Origin of the sequence: Marisediminitalea oceani, from assembly GCF_003731635.1 — a bacterium.
In the GTDB taxonomy this organism is placed as follows: domain Bacteria; phylum Pseudomonadota; class Gammaproteobacteria; order Enterobacterales; family Alteromonadaceae; genus Alteromonas; species Alteromonas oceani.
The window spans coordinates 1-17,748 of record NZ_RCUA01000018.1 but is presented as its reverse complement, the minus strand read 5'-3'; the positions used below and the strand labels follow the sequence as shown (position 1 = coordinate 17,748).

Sequence of the window (17,748 nt, the reverse complement as noted above, 5' to 3'; positions counted from 1 at the left end):
AAATCTACTGATCAATAGGGTGGGAAATTTATAGTCTCAAGGTCCGAAAAACGTACAAAGCCGACTCTGGGAAACCAATATCACGATGAAAGTGTCCACTTACCATAAATGAAACTGCTTGCAGTAAAGCTAATCAAGTAGATATAAAGAGATTGGAACAAGAGTTTAATTTTGAAACCTGGAACGTATAAAGCTAATAAAGGTATAGATAACCAAGCCAAAACACATCAGGGCAACAAATCCTGCCGGATACGCCATCAACAGCATTCCTTTGTCCCAGCCATACACAGCCATGGTAGTACAAATAACAGCCAGCGATAACTCTATTAGCAGACTTTCCCAGTTCAATCGATAGTCCGAGTCAATGGGACGGGCGAAGAAATTAATTTTATAGGGCATAACGACACTCCTTTGTGTTATTACCAGTGATAGCAAAATCTGCCAGTGCTGACCAATTTAATCGATGAACGCCATTACTGGCCCTAATCGAGGTCTTCCAATGGCCAGATAGCGATATACTCTTCGAAGTTGTCCAAATCAGCTTCTGATTCGGGCACCGTCTTACCGCGCACCGACATCCCTTCCCGGTGCATTGCCGTCTTCTTGCCACGATTAAGCAGCGGATGCCAGGACGGCAAGCCACGACCTTCGTGCAGGCGCCGGTAAGCGCAGCTGGTGGGCATAAAGAAAATATCTTTGAGATTTTCCTTCGTTAGTTTTACGCAATCCGGTACCAGTTGCTGACGCTCAGCATAGCGTGTACAGCTACAGGTTTTGGTATTGAGCAAATCGCAGGCGATACTGGTATAATGAATCGTTTCGTTATGTTCCATGTAATGAGTAGGCGCAGCTTCCACGGCATCATCGTCGTCGATGAACTTGTGCAGGCAACACTTGGCACAGCCATCACAAATCGCTTCCCACTCTTCACGGCTCATGTCATCGAGTGACTTGGTTTCCCAAAAACGGTCTTCCACCTTATTCCCCTACCTGCGTATGAATGTCAAACCACGGCGCCATCTTTAATTGCAGATTATCACCCTGATGCAAAGGCCCTACGCCTTTTGGGGTGCCGGTAAGCACGATATCGCCGGGTTGTAGTGTAAACACTTCAGAGATAGCGCATAGCAACGATAAGGCATCACGCATCATCATCTTGGAATTGCCCTGCTGACGGACTTCGCCGTTTATTGTCAGGGAAAAGTCGAGGTTACCGAGTTCGGTAGATGCATCGAGCGGCGTAAAGCTACTTACCGGGCATGCCCCGTCAAAAGCCTTGGCGCGCTCCCAGGGCTGACCTTTGTCTTTCAGTTTTTGCTGTACGTCCCGCAGCGTTAAATCAAGCGCCAGACCAACACCATATAATGCATCAGCTGCGATTTGCTCGTTACTGCATTCACGCAAAGGCTTAGCGACTAACAGCGCGACTTCCAGCTCATTGTGACACTCGCCCATGTCGGCAGGGATAACCAGTGGTTTGCTGATCTCGCACAATGCCGTCGCTGGCTTCATAAATAACAAGGGTTCAGCCGGGACTTCGTTGTTGAGCTCCTGAATATGGTCAAGGTAGTTACGCCCCACGCAAACAACCTTGCCAACCGGCAGGTCAATGCGCTCGCCTGCCAGAGTAGTATGTTGATACATATTATCTCCCCTGCTTGATGCGCTCTGAAAGGTAACTCACAGACACACCAAAATAGCTAGACCGGTTCCACTTCATCAGCGTATGGAAGTTTTGATAAACCAGATATATCCGGCCATTTTTACCATCCGGCATAATCAGCGAAGCATTGATGTCCACCTGGGGTAAATCGTTTCCGTTAAAACGGCGAACGCCCTGCTCCTGCCAGAAAGGCAGGGGTTTAAACTTAGCTCGATCCAGTCCGGCCAGCGAGTAGTCGAAATCGCTGCTTACACTTACCTGACGTCCCCAGGTCTGATCATCCTGCCAGCCTTCGGAAGCCAGAAAGTTAGCTATGGAGGCAAAAACGTCTGCCGGCGTGCCCCAGATATCCTTGCGACCATCACCGTCGTAATCCACCGCATATTGCAAAAAGGATGTGGGTATAAACTGGCTCTGGCCCATAGCGCCGGCCCAGGAGCCATTGAAATCTTTCAGCGTAATGTGGCCTTCCTGCAAAATAGTCAGCGCCGCCATAAACTGCTTTTTAAATAACGCTTCGCGCCGGCCCTCGAATGCCAGCGATGCAAGGGCAGAAAGTACCGGGTAGCTGCCCTGGATACGCCCAAAGTTTGACTCATTGCCCCACAACGCCACAATAAACCTTGGCTGTACGCCGTATTCTTTGGCAACCTGATTGAGCAACGCCTGATGTTCTTCCAATAAGGTGACGGCTTGTTTTACTTTCCAGTCCGGCACCCGGGTTTTCAGGTATTTATCCAGCGTAATTTTCGTTTCCGGCTGGTTTTTATCGGCCTTAACCACCGTAGCCCGGTAATAAATAGTGGCAAACACGTTCTCAACGAACTGACGGCCAAAGCCGGCTTCTATGGCATCAGTTTTAAGCTGGGATTTGTATTGTTCAAACTCCTGCTGTTGGTCGGTTTGCTGAGCAAAAACTGGGCTGAACAACAGCCCCGCACACAACAATACGGTCCATAATTTACGCATACATCGCCCCTTAAGACTTAGGTGATGTGGGTGACAGGCCAAGCTCAGTACGGTGAGTCTCGAGCCAGTTTTCTTCCTTAGGCGGCATTTGCAGGTAAAAGCCCGGCTCATCCATGGCTTCCAGTAACTTTTGTTTATCTACCCCGCCCAGCACTTCGCGCTTTTGTACTGGCAGCATCATGACCAGTTGCGGATGACCGAAGCGGCTCATCAGTGCTTCAGGGACGGCAGAGAAATCATCTTTTTTAGGAACGTAAAGGTACATTCCTTCTTTCTTGGCGGTTTTATAAACGGCAATCAACATGGTGTTTATCAGTTATTTTCTTCGTGTAATATCGCATTAACTACTGGTGCAAACAAAGGTTCACGCCATCCGGTCAGCACGTCGGGTTTGAGGCCCATCAGGCGACATTCATCAACGTTAAACCATTTGTATTTTAACAGCTGATTGAGCTGTTTTTTAGAGGCCAGCACTTCTTCTGTGACGCCGTGCTCAACAGCCATTTCACTCACGGCTTGCTTAAACCGGGCAAGCGTTTGTTTATACGCAGGAAAGTCTATCAGGCGCGATATCCGCTCAATATGTTCTCCCGGTGGCGTATTGTCGAACTCCTGCAAACCGGCATTCACTACGTTAAGAATAATATCAGGATTCAGGCGGCGTTCCTGAGGCGTTAAACTTTGTATACGGGCAAGCGCCGATTTAGACTGGGGCATACGCAAAGCCAGTTCGTATAAGTGAGGCTCTTTAAACACAAAGTTAAGCGCCATATTGCGTTCCCGCGCGCGACGAACCCGCCAGGCAGCCAGGTGTTTTAACACAGTAAGTTGCTGGCTGGATAAGCGCCAGGCATTGTTAATTTGCAGATAGGCAAACTCAGGCGGCAGGCTGGCTTTTTTCTTGTCGACCAGGCAGGCCGATTCAGATAACACCCAATCTGTCTTGCCCTTGGCTTTAACCATATCGTATAACTGATGGAAGGCGGGTAGCAGATATAATACGTCGTCGGCGGCGTACCGGCATTGCTTGTCGGTTAAAGGGCGGGCCAGCCAGTCGGTGCGCGACTCGCCTTTTTCCAGTTCGGTTTCCAGCAGCATTTCGATTAACCGGGCATAGCCCATGGTTGCGCCAAGGCCCAGCAGGCTGGCCGCAAACTGGGTGTCGAAAATGGGCGTTGGTACCTCGTTAAAAGTAGCCAGAAAGGCTTCTAAATCTTCTGAGCAGGAATGCAGTACCTTAATCACATCCGGGTTGGTCAGCAGGCTGACCAGCGACGACATATCATCGATCGCGAGCGGATCGATTAGTACCAGTTGATGTCCGTCATAGAGCTGCACCAGGCCAAGCTCGGGGGTTAGCGTGCGGGTTCTGACAAACTCCGTGTCCAGCGCTATTGCCGGCTGGCGTGCCGCTCTGGCACACACCTCATCAAGGGTTTCCTGATCCTGTATATAAATATAATCCATAAAATAAAAAAACCGGCCCAGGGCCGGTTATACTCTTAAAATTCGGGCCTGACGACGCGCCCTAGTCTCGTAGTTCACGTCGTAAAATTTTACCGACATTGGTTTTTGGTAGCTCTTCTTTAAACTCTACGTGTTTAGGGACTTTATACCCCGTCAGATGCGTACGGCAGTGTGATATCACGGCTTCAACGGTGAGTGAATCATCTTTTCTGACAATAAAGAGTTTAACCACCTCTCCACTTACATCGTGGGGAACACCAATGGCGGCGACTTCAAGTACAGCATCATGCATTGCTGCCACTTCTTCAATTTCATTCGGGAATACGTTAAACCCGGATACCAGAATCATATCCTTTTTCCGGTCAACAATGTAGAAATATCCTTCTTCATCGCAACGGGCGATATCGCCGGTGGCCAACCAGCCGTCTTTGAGAATTTCATCACTGGCTTCCGGACGGTTGTAATAGCCTTTCATTACCTGTGGGCCTTTGACCCATAGCTCACCGGATTCTCCGACCCCTACTTCATTGCCGTTGTCATCTATCAGCATAATGTCAGTCGAGGGCACAGGTAAGCCAATAGCACCTTTATAAGCTTCTAGTTGCGGCGGGTTAACCGCCACCACAGGCGAACACTCGGTTAAACCGTAGCCTTCCAGCAGCACGGTACCAGTCACTTTCTGCCACTTTTCAGCCACCGGGCGTTGCACCGCCATACCGCCGCCGAGACCAAATTTAAAGTTAGAAAAGTCCAGATCGCTGAACCCGGGAGTATTGAGTAAGCCGTTAAATAAAGTATTCACGCCCGGTAAAATGGCAAAGGGGTATTTTTCCAGCTCTTTAACAAAGCCTGGCATATCCTTGGGGTTAGTGATCAGTAAGTTAGGGCAGCCAAACTTTAGGAATAACAGGCAGTTAGCCAGTAGCGCAAAGATATGATAGAGCGGCAGAGCGGTGACCACCAGATCTTTGCCCGGCGTAATCACCGTTGATAACAGCCCTGACACCTGCTCCAGGTTGGCAATCATATTACGATGAGTGAGCATAGCGCCTTTCGACACTCCGGTAGTACCACCGGTATACTGGAGAAAAGCGAGGTCCTGGTTGTTAATTTCAGGACGCTCGTACGTGAGTTTTTCGCCGGCTTTCAGTGCCGACATAAACGATTTGGCCCCGGACAAGCTGTAGGATGGCACCATCTTTTTAACGTGCTTCACCACAAAGTTGACTACCCAACGTTTTGGTGCCGGCAGCATGTCTGCCAGAGACGTCAGTAACACTTCCTGAATACCGGTGTCGGCCACCACTTTGTCCAGCGTATGCGCAAAGTTTTCAACGATAACGATTGCTTTGGCCTGGCTGTCGTTAAGCTGGTGTTTTAATTCTCGCGCCGTATAAAGCGGGTTTACGTTTACCACGGTCATGCCAGCACGCAGGATGCCAAACAGAGCAACCGGATACTGCAGCAGGTTAGGCATCATGATCGCGATGGCATCACCAGGCTTAAAGCCATTGTTCATCAGGTACGCGGCGAATTGCCGGGACAGGCTGTCGAGCTCACTGAAGCTGATTGTCTGACCCATATTAATATAGGCGGTTTTGTCACCATATTTAGCTACAGACTCATCGAGTATGTCGATAATGGAAGCGTAACGGTCCGGGTCAATTTCCGGAGCTACTCTCGAGTCATAATGATTAAGCCAGATTTTTTCCACCAAGCTCTCCTGTCACCTTAAGTCTTTCGATTGTTCTTGTTGTGTGTCATTGCTGGGTCAGCCACTGGTCTGACGTGTCGCATATAGTATAGGATGATTAGCAAAAGATAAACGCTGTTATTTACATTTCTTCAACAAACCGACAAATCGCATTACCAACTGCTGACGGATTAACCATATGAAAGTGATGTCCACCTGAGAATAGTTCAAACCGACTGTTCTTCAACCAGCTTTTGCGCTTCTCATAGGTTGTGTCCATTTCCTTAAAGCTGTCGGTTGCACCACCGATCCAGACCGGACATTCGATAGCCTCCATGAGATTTTGCGCCTGTGATTCAGTTAAACGTAATGACGATTTAGTGCGTAAGCGCGGGTCGCTGCGCCAACCGCTCAGGCCATCTTCACGGATGGTGATATTTCTGCGCAGAATAGTAGCGGCGTGCTCAGCAGTAATGTCGCTCATTTTGCAGCGCGCGGCCACCGCAGCATCCAAATCAACCTCGCGGGGGCTGCCAGTGCGGCCGGGCTTGGGAAGGCGAGACAATATTGATGCCCGTAATTGCTCTGTACTGGTCTCAGGAGGCAGTGTTAACGGCCCGCAGGCATCAATCATAGCAATAGCACTGACCTGCTCGGGGAATACCGCGGCATATATACTGGCCAGTATACCACCCATGGAATGACCGACAATCACAATATCCTGCCAGTCTTGAGACACCACCAGCTCATGCAGGTCCTGTATATAATCCATTTGGTTGTAATGAGCGCAGGGAGGACGGTGATCGCTGAGACCATGGCCGGGCAAATCGATAGCAATGTACTGATACTGGCTCATTGCAGGCGCCAGACAAGCCATACTGGCGGCATTATCTAAAAAACCGTGTAACGCCAGCACTACCTGACCTTGCTGGCCATTGGTTATACCTCTGATAGTGCCCGACCATATTGAAAACTCACACGCTTGCATTACTACTCCCTGAGGGCGTTGCCCTGTGACTCATAGACGTTGAGCAGCAGTTTAGCAGCGACGGGAGTAAATGTTGAACCTTTGTTGATAACGATCGCGCTGCCCGGGGCATGGCATTGCCGCTCCCCGGGCCGAAAGTTGCCGCAAGCGGCAACTCATTTCCTAAGGATCGAGTCGGCGATGAGCTTTATTTCTGGTACTTGGTGGTTGCGGCCTTGGTTGTGGACGCGCGCTCATACTCGGGCGACTGTTAGAAGGCGGCCGATAGTTATTCTTACTACCCGACGAGTAGGCTGGATCCTTGTAAGTGCGGATCATTCGTACACTCGGGCCAAATCGCCACGGACTCCAGTACGGATGGTAAAACGGTGAATACCAGCCGGAGTAGAAGTCAAAGAACACCGTAGAAGTATCGTACAGTCTCTGGCGACGCCATTTGTAGTAATTGTCGACCGTTAGCGACGGAAACATATAAGGCTGTTCGCCGACCATACCGGCCAGAGGTTTACCCACCTTGCCCAGAAAGGTTACGGTGCGCCCCTCTTCAAACATGATGGGGTCAACAAATTTATTGATAACCGCTTTAAACCGCCCAGGTGTTTCTTCACTGGCGTTCGGCTTTCCATAGTGATTCAGCGGAAAATACACCACTTCAATGAGAGTTTGATCGGGTTTGTTCTCGACGTTAGTAATAATGCCGCCCCAACGAGCGCTTTTACCCAGAATATCATCACCTGCAACCACGGCTTTGTTGTACCCTACCAACGACGTATTTTCTGGCACCTGGAGCTGCTCGGGAACAACTGCACAAGCCGACAGGCTTAATGCGAAGATAACGACAAATGCACGAACTAACATAGGGATTCCTTGCTTTAGCTAAACATGTACGAGCCATCCGGCTCACGGTTCATTTCAACCGAACCAAAAGCCTGCGGCTCCGTGCCTGACTTATCAATCATACTGCTCACATCTTATCAACGGATCAGTATGCTCGGGTTCAATCATGAAGTACTCATACTCAGTGTAGAAGATTAAACTGAATAGAAACTGAATTTAAGGGTGATTCATCATAATGAATCAACAAGTTACTGATTATGACAATGGTAATCAAGGATAGTTTAATCTGGCGTTACCCTGATTAAGCGTAGAGGTCGACACCCATCATTTCACGTATGGCTGCGCGTTTGGTTTCACGTTCATGACTACCGTAAGCTTCCAGGGCCAGAATAGCCGGGCCCTGGGGCTGATCGTAGCCTGAGGTGCGGCGAAACGACTCTGCCTGGGCACGGGTTTTATCATCGCCGCTGCGAGGTTGAATGGCATCTGGTTGGCTTGCTGGCGCTTTATCAACACGCTCTACCGCTGCGGATTTTGCCGCAGGTTTAGGCTGTGGAGCATTGCGCTCTACATTGGGTGTGATTAATTGCTGACGAATTTCCATTAAGCCAATAATGCCTGTCGATTGCCAAATTACTGACAACCAATGGGCTGTCGTTAGTTAAACTCAAAGTACAGCAAATATCACGCCAGTCCTGGCCTGCGCTTAGCGGCCAGGCAATTTTTTCCAGGTTACCGTATTACGTAAATACTCAGGCGTTATAGCATCAACTGCCATGCCCTGCCCTGCACTCAATGTTTGTTCTGCCAGCGGCAACATAAATCTCGCGTAAGGATAAGACACGCTTACAGACTGGCCATTAAGCAGTTCACTTAATACCGGGTATGCCTGCCAGCCGGTGCCGGCAGCCGCCATTGAAGAAATATCGATTTGCTCAGCGGCGGTCTCAGGTGAAGTCACCTGCTCTTCGCCCATCAGCGTCGCTATGCCCTGCTGATTCTGATAATGAGCAAAATAGACTTCGCCCATGCGAGCATCGATGGCCACCGCAACGTCACTTACATCACCGGAATTGATCACCTGCTGAGCCATAGCAGCCAGAGTACTGACGCCCGCAACAGGAAGCTGACTGCCCAAAGCAAGCCCCTGAATAATGCCGGTGGCAATACGCACACCGGTAAAACTACCTGGGCCCCGACCAAAAGCCAGGCCATCAAGTTCCGTTAAAGAGGCGCCAGCTTCTTTCATCACCGCATCTACCATGGGCAGAATCTTCTGACTGTGCTGTTGCGGACAAACCTCGTAACGGGTAAACAGTGTCTGATCAAACTGTAGGGCAACCGAACAAGCTTCGGTGGCAGTATCAATAGTTAAAATGTTCATGGATTATTCTTCTGTAAGGTGTTCTGTTTGTTCGATATTGGCCAGAAATTTTTCAACTTCACTGACATCCCGGGTGCGCTTCATTGGCGGTAAACTGCCAAGGAAGGTTTGGGCGTAGGGTTTGGTAACCAGGCGATTATCGCAAATAACCAGCACTCCGGCATCAGCCGGGTCGCGGATCAGTCTGCCAGCGCCCTGTTTAAGGGTAATAACCGCTTGCGGGATCTGGATACTACCAAACGGGTTGCCGCCTTTTTTACGGCATTCCTCCAGCCGGGCCTGCAGCAGCGGATCATCCGGCGCGGCAAACGGCAACTTGTCGATCATAACGCACACCAGATCATTACCGCGTACGTCTACGCCTTCCCAGAACGCACCGGTACCAAGCAGTACCGCCGATGGGTCAGACAAATAAGCACTTAACAGAGCCTGCTTGGATGTACTGCCCTGTACCAGCACAGGATTATCAATTTGTTCCTGCAATGCCGCAGCCACTTCCTGCAACGCCGCATGGCTGGTAAACAGTAGGAAGCAACGCCCGCCGCTGGCCTTAATGAGCTTTTTAGCGATGGTAACCAGTTGCTTGCGCATGGTTGGCATGTGCGGCTCGGGTAAATATCGTGGTACGCACAACATGGCCTGGCTTTCGTAATCAAACGGACTGTCGAGCATCATGGTTCGGGCTTTTTCCAGGCCCATGCGGCGCTGAAAATGAGTAAAGTCGTTATCTACCACCAGCGTGGCCGAGGTAAATACCCAGCCGCGATCGTCAGACTCCACAAATCGGCGAAATTTGGCGGCAATCGACAGCGGTGTCATATGCATTACAATATGACGAGGCGTGGTTTCGTACCACAAACTCATCCCGTCATGCTCTTTGGTGGTAAACAGAGCGAGCTTTTCCCGGCTCTGAACGATCCGATCAAACAGGTTATCAAGGTCTTTGTCGCGCCCGATATGCAGCTTACAAATATCGTACAGTACGCCTACAGCATCTTCGAGGCGGCTAACCTGAGTTGCCACTTCCTCGCGTTCCATGGCCTCCAGCCAATGGCCACGCTGGGGTTTATCGGCAAATAGCAAACGTAAGTCTGCGGCCTGCATGCGGACCTTCTCGCCGGCTTTTTCCAGCTGATCGGCATCTTTTAACACCGTACGATACAACAAAGTAATTTCTTTGCTGATTTCAGTTAGCTGACGGGTTGAGATAGCCTCGCCAAAGTATTCACTGGCGATTTCCGGGATCTGGTGCGCCTCGTCAAAGACAATACAGTCAGCTTCGGGAATAAGCTCGCCAAAACCGGTGTCTCGCAGCGCCATATCGGCAAAGAAAAGGTGATGGTTAACCACTACGATATCCGCTTCCATGGCGTTTTTACGCGCCTTCACCAGGTAGCAATCTTCATAGTCTGGGCAATCGCGGCCCAGGCAGTTATCCACCGTGGAGGTGACCAGAGGGATCACCCGTGCATCTTCAGGCAGAGTTTTTACCTCGCCCATATCTCCGGTTTTGGTGGTATTGGCCCAGGCTCTGACCGTGGATAATTCGTTGAGTACATCAGATTCCACCAAAGTCGAATTACCGCCGTGCTGCGCCAAACGGTGCAGGCAAAGATAGTTAGCCCGGCCTTTTAGCAACGCCGTTTTACGGTTACTGGCGAGGGCTTTTTTAATCACCGGCAGGTCGCGGTGAAATAGCTGCTCCTGAAGGTTTTTAGTCCCCGTGGAAACAATGGCTTTGCCCTTCGAAAGCAAAACAGGAGCCAGATAGGCAAAGGTTTTTCCGGTGCCGGTGCCGGCCTCAACAATTAAACTGTCGGCATCGTTAATGGCGCTGGCGACGGCTTTTGCCATATCTGTTTGCGCCTGACGGGGGTTAAACCCCTGAATCGCCTTAGCCAGCAATCCCGAGCCCGAAAATACATCATCTAAACTGGGCATGTTGTTCCTGAGTGAGTGCAAAAGCGCTATTATGCCAAAGTTTTTACAGCTCGTCTGTGGGTCTGTTAGATCAGGGGAAAGTTTGCCGACACAAACACCCGATAGGCCCAGGGTGGTAAGCTCAGATTGTCGGTTCGCGGGATCCGGGTGCATGACGCTTCAAACAGGTCAATGTATTCATCGCGGTACAGGTTTTCATGAAAATCAACATCAGCGGTGTCTGCCGACAGGTTGAGTACCACAAATACTTTTACATCGTCTTGCCTGCGCACAAAACTAAGCACCTGGTCAGGCAGTGAATTAGGTACCTGTATCATGCGAGCGCCATACTCACCGTTCCAGAGTGCCGGTACCCGTTTCTTCAGATGAATAAGTTTACGGTACAGATCGCCAATCGGATGGTCTTGCCAGTCGATTGGATCACGCTCAAAGAAGGCCAGCCGCTTGCTCTCGCCCGCTTCCTGGCCATTGTGAATGAGCGGCATACCCTCACCGAGTACCGACAGGACTATCGCTGCCTCTAAGCATTCGCCAAACTGCTCCTGCTGGGTGCCATCCCAGGCATTTTTGTCATGGTTACTAACAAACGTCATACGGTAAGCTGAGCGGGGCCAGGCCCGTTCGTTCCATGAATAGTATTTTCTTAGTCTGTCTACCGGTGCTTTTTGGTGGGCAATATCATGCATTGCCTCATTCCAGCTCCATGCGTAAGTCATATTAAAGCCGTCACGATGAAGGTCACGGTCTTCCCATTCGGCGAGCAGAAAGACAGGTTTAATGTTATCCAGCGCCGTACGAAGCTGGCGCCAGAAATCATTAGGTACATAGCCTGCTACATCACACCGGTAGCCGTCGATACCAAACTCTTCAACCCAGTACGCCATGGCCTTAACCATATATTTGCGCAGGCCCGGCTGGTCGTAATCAAACTCGATAATATCGCTCCAGTCCCACCAGGGTGAAGGACGAAAATCGCCTTTGTAATCCCGTGCATACCACTCAGGATGTTGCGTTACCAGATGGTTATCCCAGGCACTGTGATTCGGCACCCAGTCAAGGATCACTTTCAGGCCTAGTCCATGGGCTTCATCAATGAGTCGCCGAAGACTGCTTTCGTCACCGAACTCAGGATTTATGGCAAAATAATCTTTCACGGCGTAAGGACTGCCGAGCTCACCTTTGCGATGTTTCTCGCCAATCGGATGGATAGGCATCAGCCACAGGATCTTCGCGCCCAATCCGGCGATATGAGCCAGTTTTTCAGTGACACCCTCAAAAGTACCGGCCTGACTGAACTGACGGGTATTAACCTGATAAATAACAGCGTCTTTGCTCCAGCCCGGCTGCGGGAGGGGGTAAAGATTAGCCGGAGAATAAGCCATGGAGTGAGGATCCGTTCACCTGTAAATAGATGAAGTCACCATAACAGACTTACCTGCTTAACTTAAAGAGCAAGACCAAAGTCTATACTAATTAGCTAATGCGTACCGTACAGTACAAATAACAGTCAGGCTGTTTACACAATGCTAAGAATGCCCAGTAACAGCACCCAGAGAGCAAAAAACAGTTTTACCTGTCTGGGCGAAAAGAACAGTACCACATAGCGTGCAAGGCGGCCGCCAATCACGGCACCAGCACCGGCAAACAACACCACATACCAGTTTACGGCTCCAGTTACCCAGACGCCAAAACCTGCTGCTCCCCACACCGTAACCGCCGAGATAATCACAGCTGCCCCAATTGCTAGCGTGACATCAAACCGCCTGACAATCAGGTATACGGCAACCAGTTCACCTATACCCACCGACAAATAGGCGGTAATAATGCCGCCTGCAAAGCTGATAACGGCAAGCCAGTTGTTATCGGCTACCGATAGCTGACTGCGCCCATGAGGGCTGCTTAACCGTTTCGACGAGGCCATAATCGCCAGCGCCAGCAAAATAGAAAACGCGCCAAAGCCAATGTGTAACTGTGATGATACGGCCGAAAAACTCAGGTGAGGTACAAGGTAGTCAAACCCATACTGCGCCAGCCATAATCCGGCCAGCCCAAAAGGGATGCAGCGACTCAGGACGGCCGGAAGCAACAGCCAGTCGGGCTGCTGACTCTTAATATGACGGTAAAACTGCAGCCAGCTGATAGCACCGGCGGTCATTCCGCAGCACTGGATGGCAAAACTGGTGGCGATGACCGCCTCCGGAGAAAATGCCAGTTGCTGAAAAAAGGGCACGAACACTACCCCGCCACCGGCCCCGGTGGCATTGGCAAAAACAGCCCCAACGATCCCCAGCAATAAAAACCCGCCATACTGAGTCAACAGTACGGGAAGCTCTGTGCCGCCTACAAAAATCACCAGGGATAACCACAACACCGCCAGCAGGCTCAGCCAGGGATGGGCAATGAACGTCTTCTTCACTTTTTCAATCAATTGATTTTGACCGGCAGCACTTTGCCAGAATCTCCCGTTGAAGTCGAACCCCCTTTGATTAAAACCTACATTTTTACAACATTTACCCGCTATACTAAAACAGTTTAAGTTTGGGTAAACAGCGCCTATGGTTTCAGTAAAGCATCAGCCACATTATAGCCTTATCAGTTTACAGCCAAATCGTTCCGCCGACTGGGTCCATAATAAATGGCTGATGGCTGGCATGGCAGGCGTTGCCCTGATAATTGCTACTATGTGGGCATTTTTTGGCATCTGGATCGTCTTTCCCTTTGCCGGTATTGAAGTGGGCTTACTGTGCTATCTGCTTTACCGGGTCAGCCATAACACGTATCGCACGCAAACCCTGTCATTTGAGAAAGACTACGTGCATATTCAAAGCAACCATAAGTCATCGCCAACTGTTACGCTTAGCCGCTGGGACACCCACCTTGAAATGTCCGAAAGCCCGCGCGACTGGTATTTACCACAACTGACTCTGGTTACCCCGGAACACAGTATAAAGGTTGGCGAGTTTTTAAATCAGGCAGACCGTCACCGCCTTTATGAGGAAATTAAGAAAATTGGCATTCCGGCCTGGCGTCATCACTGGTGGAAACACTAGCTATAGTTAGAGACCCGCTCACCTAGCCAGTTAAAAGCCATTAATCATTGCCGGATAAGCACTTAGCAGGTAGATTAACGGTTTTGTTCAGGGACATCCGAGCATGCTGAAGCATTTGTGCTGGCTATTTTTATTCACCTGCAGTTGGGTCCATGCTGCGTCTGTCTGGCAAGTAAGCAAAGCAGGCAATACTGTCTATATTGGCGGTACGCTGCATATTTTAAGTCCCGAAGACTTTCCGCTGCCCAATGCCTATGGCATCGCCTACAATCAGGCTGACAAGCTGGTATTTGAAACCGATATCGCGGGGCTCAATAGCCCACGCTTTCAGCAAGACTCGCGGGCCAGGCTGACCTACGGTGACGGTACGCAACTAAAAGACGTGTTATCGAAGGAAACCTACCAGGCACTCAAGGCTCACTTAACAGCCCGGCAGATGGACATAGCAGCCATGGCCAATTATACACCGGCCCTGATTAGCATCACCCTGAGCTTCGCCGAACTGCGATTATTGGGTTTAACCAGTCAGGGAGTAGACGAATTTTACTATTTTAAAGCCATGACTGACGGTAAGGAACTCGACTGGTTTGAGTCACCTCAGCAACAGCTTGAGTTTATTGCCGCGCTGGGTGGCGAAGACGAAGATGAGATGATCCGCTACGCGCTGGATGATGTGAAACAACTCCCCCAGGCACTTGGCGAGCTTAAAAAGTTCTGGCTAAGCGGCGACATGGAAGGCTTATACCAAAGCCAGGGCAAAAGCTTCCATGATGACTTTCCTGAGATATATCAGCAGCTGCTGATACAACGAAACAAAAACTGGCTGCCTGCCATTGAGGAAATGCTGACTACGGCGCAAACCGAGTTTGTGCTGGTTGGCACTATGCACTTATCCGGCAAAGACAGTGTGCTTGATATATTGCGCAGCAAGGGTTATCAGGTTACCCAGGTAAAGTAATCCTTAGACTACCTGTACCTGGTTCCGCCCCATGGTTTTAGCCTGGTACAGCGCTTTATCAGCCCGGGCAAATACGCTCTGGGGCGAATCCTCGGTTTGCATAGAGGTAATGCCAAAACTGGCTGTGACACTCAGTGAACGGGACTCAAACTCTACCTGATGCTGCTGAATAAGCGTGCGCAATTCCTCACAGGTAGAGAAAGCTCGGTGACCGCTGGTGTTATGCAGGAATAAGACAAACTCCTCCCCTCCCCAGCGACAAGCCACATCGCTATCACGCAAACGTTTCTCAAGACGGTTGGCCACCGCACTGATTACTTTATCTCCGGCGTTATGGCCATAGATGTCATTTACCCGTTTGAAATGGTCGATGTCCACCACCACCAGTGTGCCGCCAACAGACTGGCGTTTAATCAGATCACACTCCATTTTAAGAAAACTGTCCATGTAGCGCCGGTTTTTCAATCCTGTTAGCGGGTCATGGATGCCATCCTGGTGAAACTGTCGCAAAGCGGTAAGTCGTTTATCGGCATCATGATCGAGTGCCAGGAGGCGGTTTTCACGCTCAACCTTGTGATCGTCGACCTCAAGCAGAATAGCAATAGGTTTTTGGGTTATTTGCGAACATAACACGGAAAAAAAGCCTAACCAGCTGCCCGGCGCTTCAGTATGTTTGGCTTGTAGGCGGCATGGGTGTAAACCACTGGCAGAACGAGCATGGCGGATCATTTGCCGGAGCGAGCCAAATACTCCGGCCTCTTCACAATACTCACCGAGCAAACGCCCTTCCCTGACGTTAGGTAAAAATTGTCGGCAGCGACGGTTGAGGCGAGCTATTTTGCCCGACAAACTGAGTACCAACGCAGGGTTTTTAATACTGCTTAAAATCACATCCGTACTGATATGCTTATCAATTAGTGAAACCGGTTCAGCGGACATCGAAAAACTCCCTGTAGTGACCGTCAGAATTGTCTTCTGCCTGCAGTAAGATGGTTACCTTACATTGTGCATCACCTTTTGCGATGGCCTCATCAACCGATACTGCTGCGTACTGATTGCTCTCGGCAACGACCTTGCCAAACACCCCGGCTGTCATAGAACAGAGCGAACTTTTGCCGAGTACACCTTTACCAAAAGGACACTGCCTGTTGCGCAAGACTATCTTGCGCCCGGTAATGTCTGACACATAAAAATCGCCACCGATACGGGTCTTTAAATCGATAAGTAACTGAGCGAGCTGCATGGGTGAATAGTGGCGACGGCCGTGGGCTTCACGATAGGCAGAAATAAAGAAATCAGCCAGGCGACTGGCAACCAGGCCAACAAAAGCCGTGCTTTCATCGTTGCCCAGCACTTTATCCAGAACGTCGTTAAGTTCGAGCAAACACTGACGATAGAAGCGGGTTTGATCGACATCCACCCGCAAGTTGATAAATTCTCCGCTATCCTTTTGTTCCATAGCTCCTTTCCTTTAAACCGGTTAAGTTTTATGTAGAAGCAACGTATTACTGCGCTGTGCATAGATATTAAAAAATACACACCATCCTGCGATTTCCGGGCATGTGCGAAAAGCCGCCAGGTACAACCAGCGTATAATTAAGGTGTATACCAAAAAAGCAGCATTTGCCAATTATCGATAAACAATGGGCATATTTGTCGATGAAATACTTATTTCACCTGATTAAGGACTTTACGATCTTCTTCCCGCTTTACCAGGATAAAGGTGAGATACATTTTGGTTGGCAGCGAAAGAATCATCCCGATTGCCACCAGGCAAGCACTGATAACAATTCCGGTGACACCCATTTGTTCAATGGTTTCGCTATACATGTGGCAGTAAACACCAGCCAGAATAAGGCTGATGCCAATACTCATGATAATTTTGAGCAGCAGGATTAGCTTTTGATCGGTCATAGGTCACCTCCGGAATATATATTAAATCTAATATAAATTTCCGCTAGCGGTGTTGATCTGCGTCATCAGTGCGGCCTCGTGCAGCACTGACTTATTTAAAGATATAAACTGACGTTCCCGGTTTCCTGAATTAGCTGCTAATACCAATCAGCCTTGAAGTGTGATCTAATAAACCACCTTGTTTGGCATAATGTTTTACTCCATGACTCTACTGTCTTCAGACGCTCTGCTCGGGTTATCAAAGAAAGAAAAGAACCCAAATAAACGCGTTCGATTGTTGGCTGTATCGCTATATTTTGACTGTCATAATCGAGCTCAGGTTGCACGACAACTTAAAGTCGCTCGTCGCAGTGTAAATAGTTGGGTGGGTGAGTATTTAGCTCACGGTTTAGCTGGTTTAGAGGATAAACCCCGCTATGGAAAACGCTCTGCTCTATCTGACAAACAAAAGCAGCAGCTGTCTCGATTTATCGATAACAGGTCACAAACAGATAAAGGTGGTCGCCTAACTGGAATGGATATTAGGGAGTATATCCGGGTTGAATTCGGCGTAGATTATCATCTGAGTCATATCTATAAGGTACTTGCTAAGCTTGGATATAGCTGGATAACCAGTCGTTCCAAACATCCTAAACAACAATCAGGCGTCCAGGACGCATATAAAAAAGTTCCCTCTGGAAACGATCCTTAACACCCCAGTCTATGTTCAGCACGATCACATAGATATTTGGTTCCAGGACGAAGCCCGGTTTGGTCAACAGAATACGACAACTCGCTTGTGGGCCAAAACCGGCACAAGACCAAGAGCAGTGCGCCAACAGCAATTTGAATATGCACATTTGTTTGGCGCGGTGTGTCCTGAAACCGGTGAAACCGAAGCATTA

At 49.6% G+C, this 17,748-nt stretch carries 20 protein-coding genes; 3 read left to right on the top strand and 17 right to left on the bottom strand.

Going from position 1 to position 17,748, the window contains the following annotated elements:
- Nucleotides 1-165: 165 nt before the first annotated feature.
- From D9T21_RS06480 to D9T21_RS06415, 14 genes are all read right to left on the bottom strand, one after another.
- On the bottom strand, nt 166-399 hold the full coding sequence (locus D9T21_RS06480; protein ID WP_123324246.1) for a hypothetical protein: 234 nt from the start codon (nt 397-399) through the stop codon (nt 166-168).
- A gap of 83 nt (nt 400-482) precedes the next feature.
- Entirely contained in the window at nt 483-977 is a 495-nt protein-coding gene (locus D9T21_RS06475; RefSeq protein WP_123324245.1) for a YcgN family cysteine cluster protein, read from the bottom strand.
- Between the two features lies 1 nt (nt 978).
- Nucleotides 979-1,644: a fumarylacetoacetate hydrolase family protein gene (locus D9T21_RS06470; RefSeq protein WP_123324244.1), complete on the bottom strand. Its 666-nt coding sequence runs from the start codon at nt 1,642-1,644 to the stop codon at nt 979-981.
- A 1-nt stretch (nt 1,645) separates the two neighbouring features.
- Nucleotides 1,646-2,632, bottom strand: a complete 987-nt coding sequence (locus D9T21_RS06465; RefSeq protein ID WP_123324243.1) for a lytic murein transglycosylase — start codon at nt 2,630-2,632, stop codon at nt 1,646-1,648.
- Nucleotides 2,633-2,642: 10 nt separating this feature from the next.
- Nucleotides 2,643-2,936, bottom strand: coding sequence for a YcgL domain-containing protein (locus D9T21_RS06460; protein WP_123324242.1), 294 nt, complete (start codon nt 2,934-2,936; stop codon nt 2,643-2,645).
- An 8-nt stretch (nt 2,937-2,944) separates the two neighbouring features.
- Nucleotides 2,945-4,099 (bottom strand): ribonuclease D, encoded by a 1,155-nt coding sequence (gene rnd / locus D9T21_RS06455; protein WP_123324241.1) that lies wholly within the window; start codon nt 4,097-4,099, stop codon nt 2,945-2,947.
- Between the two features lie 61 nt (nt 4,100-4,160).
- On the bottom strand, nt 4,161-5,813 hold the full coding sequence (gene fadD / locus D9T21_RS06450; RefSeq protein ID WP_123324240.1) for a long-chain-fatty-acid--CoA ligase FadD: 1,653 nt from the start codon (nt 5,811-5,813) through the stop codon (nt 4,161-4,163).
- 121 nt (nt 5,814-5,934) lie between these two features.
- The gene (locus tag D9T21_RS06445; protein WP_123324239.1) at nt 5,935-6,780 is read right to left on the bottom strand and encodes an alpha/beta fold hydrolase; all 846 of its coding nucleotides are present in this window, start codon (nt 6,778-6,780) and stop codon (nt 5,935-5,937) included.
- A 162-nt stretch (nt 6,781-6,942) separates the two neighbouring features.
- Entirely contained in the window at nt 6,943-7,638 is a 696-nt protein-coding gene (locus tag D9T21_RS06440; RefSeq protein ID WP_123324238.1) for a Slp family lipoprotein, read from the bottom strand.
- A gap of 280 nt (nt 7,639-7,918) precedes the next feature.
- Entirely contained in the window at nt 7,919-8,260 is a 342-nt protein-coding gene (locus tag D9T21_RS06435) for a hypothetical protein (RefSeq protein ID WP_164464594.1), read from the bottom strand.
- A gap of 63 nt (nt 8,261-8,323) precedes the next feature.
- Nucleotides 8,324-9,001 (bottom strand): tRNA (adenosine(37)-N6)-threonylcarbamoyltransferase complex dimerization subunit type 1 TsaB, encoded by a 678-nt coding sequence (gene tsaB, locus D9T21_RS06430; RefSeq protein WP_123324236.1) that lies wholly within the window; start codon nt 8,999-9,001, stop codon nt 8,324-8,326.
- 3 nt (nt 9,002-9,004) lie between these two features.
- Complete coding sequence (locus D9T21_RS06425) at nt 9,005-10,942, bottom strand: DNA repair helicase YoaA (protein WP_123324235.1); 1,938 nt, start codon at nt 10,940-10,942, stop codon at nt 9,005-9,007.
- A gap of 65 nt (nt 10,943-11,007) precedes the next feature.
- On the bottom strand, nt 11,008-12,324 hold the full coding sequence (locus D9T21_RS06420; protein ID WP_123324234.1) for an alpha-amylase family glycosyl hydrolase: 1,317 nt from the start codon (nt 12,322-12,324) through the stop codon (nt 11,008-11,010).
- 134 nt (nt 12,325-12,458) lie between these two features.
- The gene (locus D9T21_RS06415; protein ID WP_241155648.1) at nt 12,459-13,358 is read right to left on the bottom strand and encodes a sulfite exporter TauE/SafE family protein; all 900 of its coding nucleotides are present in this window, start codon (nt 13,356-13,358) and stop codon (nt 12,459-12,461) included.
- Nucleotides 13,359-13,497: 139 nt separating this feature from the next.
- On the opposite strand from D9T21_RS06415, the gene D9T21_RS06410 reads away from it, so the two are divergent.
- Together D9T21_RS06410 and D9T21_RS06405 are read left to right on the top strand one after the other, a co-directional pair.
- A complete protein-coding gene (locus D9T21_RS06410) occupies nt 13,498-13,992 on the top strand; it encodes a DUF2244 domain-containing protein (RefSeq protein WP_123324232.1) in 495 nt (164 codons plus the stop codon).
- A 103-nt stretch (nt 13,993-14,095) separates the two neighbouring features.
- Complete coding sequence (locus D9T21_RS06405; protein ID WP_123324231.1) at nt 14,096-14,950, top strand: TraB/GumN family protein; 855 nt, start codon at nt 14,096-14,098, stop codon at nt 14,948-14,950.
- Nucleotides 14,951-14,953: 3 nt separating this feature from the next.
- On the opposite strand, the gene D9T21_RS06400 is transcribed toward D9T21_RS06405, so the two are convergent.
- The 3 genes from D9T21_RS06400 to D9T21_RS06390 form a co-directional block, all read right to left on the bottom strand.
- Nucleotides 14,954-15,889, bottom strand: coding sequence for a GGDEF domain-containing protein (locus D9T21_RS06400; RefSeq protein WP_123324230.1), 936 nt, complete (start codon nt 15,887-15,889; stop codon nt 14,954-14,956).
- Nucleotides 15,879-16,409 (bottom strand): methanogen output domain 1-containing protein, encoded by a 531-nt coding sequence (locus D9T21_RS06395; protein ID WP_123324229.1) that lies wholly within the window; start codon nt 16,407-16,409, stop codon nt 15,879-15,881. Before D9T21_RS06395 ends, D9T21_RS06400 begins: the two co-directional genes overlap by 11 nt.
- Nucleotides 16,410-16,618: 209 nt before the next feature.
- Nucleotides 16,619-16,864, bottom strand: a complete 246-nt coding sequence (locus D9T21_RS06390) for a hypothetical protein (RefSeq protein WP_123324228.1) — start codon at nt 16,862-16,864, stop codon at nt 16,619-16,621.
- A gap of 202 nt (nt 16,865-17,066) precedes the next feature.
- Here D9T21_RS06390 and D9T21_RS06385 point away from each other — a divergent pair, with 202 nt between their 5' ends.
- The gene (locus D9T21_RS06385; protein ID WP_164464593.1) at nt 17,067-17,555 is read left to right on the top strand and encodes a helix-turn-helix domain-containing protein; all 489 of its coding nucleotides are present in this window, start codon (nt 17,067-17,069) and stop codon (nt 17,553-17,555) included.
- Nucleotides 17,556-17,748: the final 193 nt, after the last annotated feature.

Bases quoted from the DNA above. Each gene is read 5' to 3' on its own strand.
- D9T21_RS06480 (WP_123324246.1), bottom strand. From the start codon at position 399: ATGCCCTATAAAATTAATTTCTTCGCCCGTCCCATTGACTCGGACTAT.
- D9T21_RS06470 (WP_123324244.1), bottom strand. From the start codon at position 1,644: ATGTATCAACATACTACTCTGGCAGGCGAGCGCATTGACCTGCCGGTT.
- D9T21_RS06465 (WP_123324243.1), bottom strand. From the start codon at position 2,632: ATGCGTAAATTATGGACCGTATTGTTGTGTGCGGGGCTGTTGTTCAGC.
- D9T21_RS06460 (WP_123324242.1), bottom strand. From the start codon at position 2,936: ATGTTGATTGCCGTTTATAAAACCGCCAAGAAAGAAGGAATGTACCTT.
- rnd (WP_123324241.1), bottom strand. From the start codon at position 4,099: ATGGATTATATTTATATACAGGATCAGGAAACCCTTGATGAGGTGTGT.
- D9T21_RS06445 (WP_123324239.1), bottom strand. From the start codon at position 6,780: ATGCAAGCGTGTGAGTTTTCAATATGGTCGGGCACTATCAGAGGTATA.
- D9T21_RS06440 (WP_123324238.1), bottom strand. From the start codon at position 7,638: ATGTTAGTTCGTGCATTTGTCGTTATCTTCGCATTAAGCCTGTCGGCT.
- tsaB (WP_123324236.1), bottom strand. From the start codon at position 9,001: ATGAACATTTTAACTATTGATACTGCCACCGAAGCTTGTTCGGTTGCC.
- D9T21_RS06425 (WP_123324235.1), bottom strand. From the start codon at position 10,942: ATGCCCAGTTTAGATGATGTATTTTCGGGCTCGGGATTGCTGGCTAAG.
- D9T21_RS06420 (WP_123324234.1), bottom strand. From the start codon at position 12,324: ATGGCTTATTCTCCGGCTAATCTTTACCCCCTCCCGCAGCCGGGCTGG.
- D9T21_RS06410 (WP_123324232.1), top strand. From the start codon at position 13,498: ATGGTTTCAGTAAAGCATCAGCCACATTATAGCCTTATCAGTTTACAG.
- D9T21_RS06405 (WP_123324231.1), top strand. From the start codon at position 14,096: ATGCTGAAGCATTTGTGCTGGCTATTTTTATTCACCTGCAGTTGGGTC.
- D9T21_RS06400 (WP_123324230.1), bottom strand. From the start codon at position 15,889: ATGTCCGCTGAACCGGTTTCACTAATTGATAAGCATATCAGTACGGAT.
- D9T21_RS06395 (WP_123324229.1), bottom strand. From the start codon at position 16,409: ATGGAACAAAAGGATAGCGGAGAATTTATCAACTTGCGGGTGGATGTC.
- D9T21_RS06390 (WP_123324228.1), bottom strand. From the start codon at position 16,864: ATGACCGATCAAAAGCTAATCCTGCTGCTCAAAATTATCATGAGTATT.
- D9T21_RS06385 (WP_164464593.1), top strand. From the start codon at position 17,067: ATGACTCTACTGTCTTCAGACGCTCTGCTCGGGTTATCAAAGAAAGAA.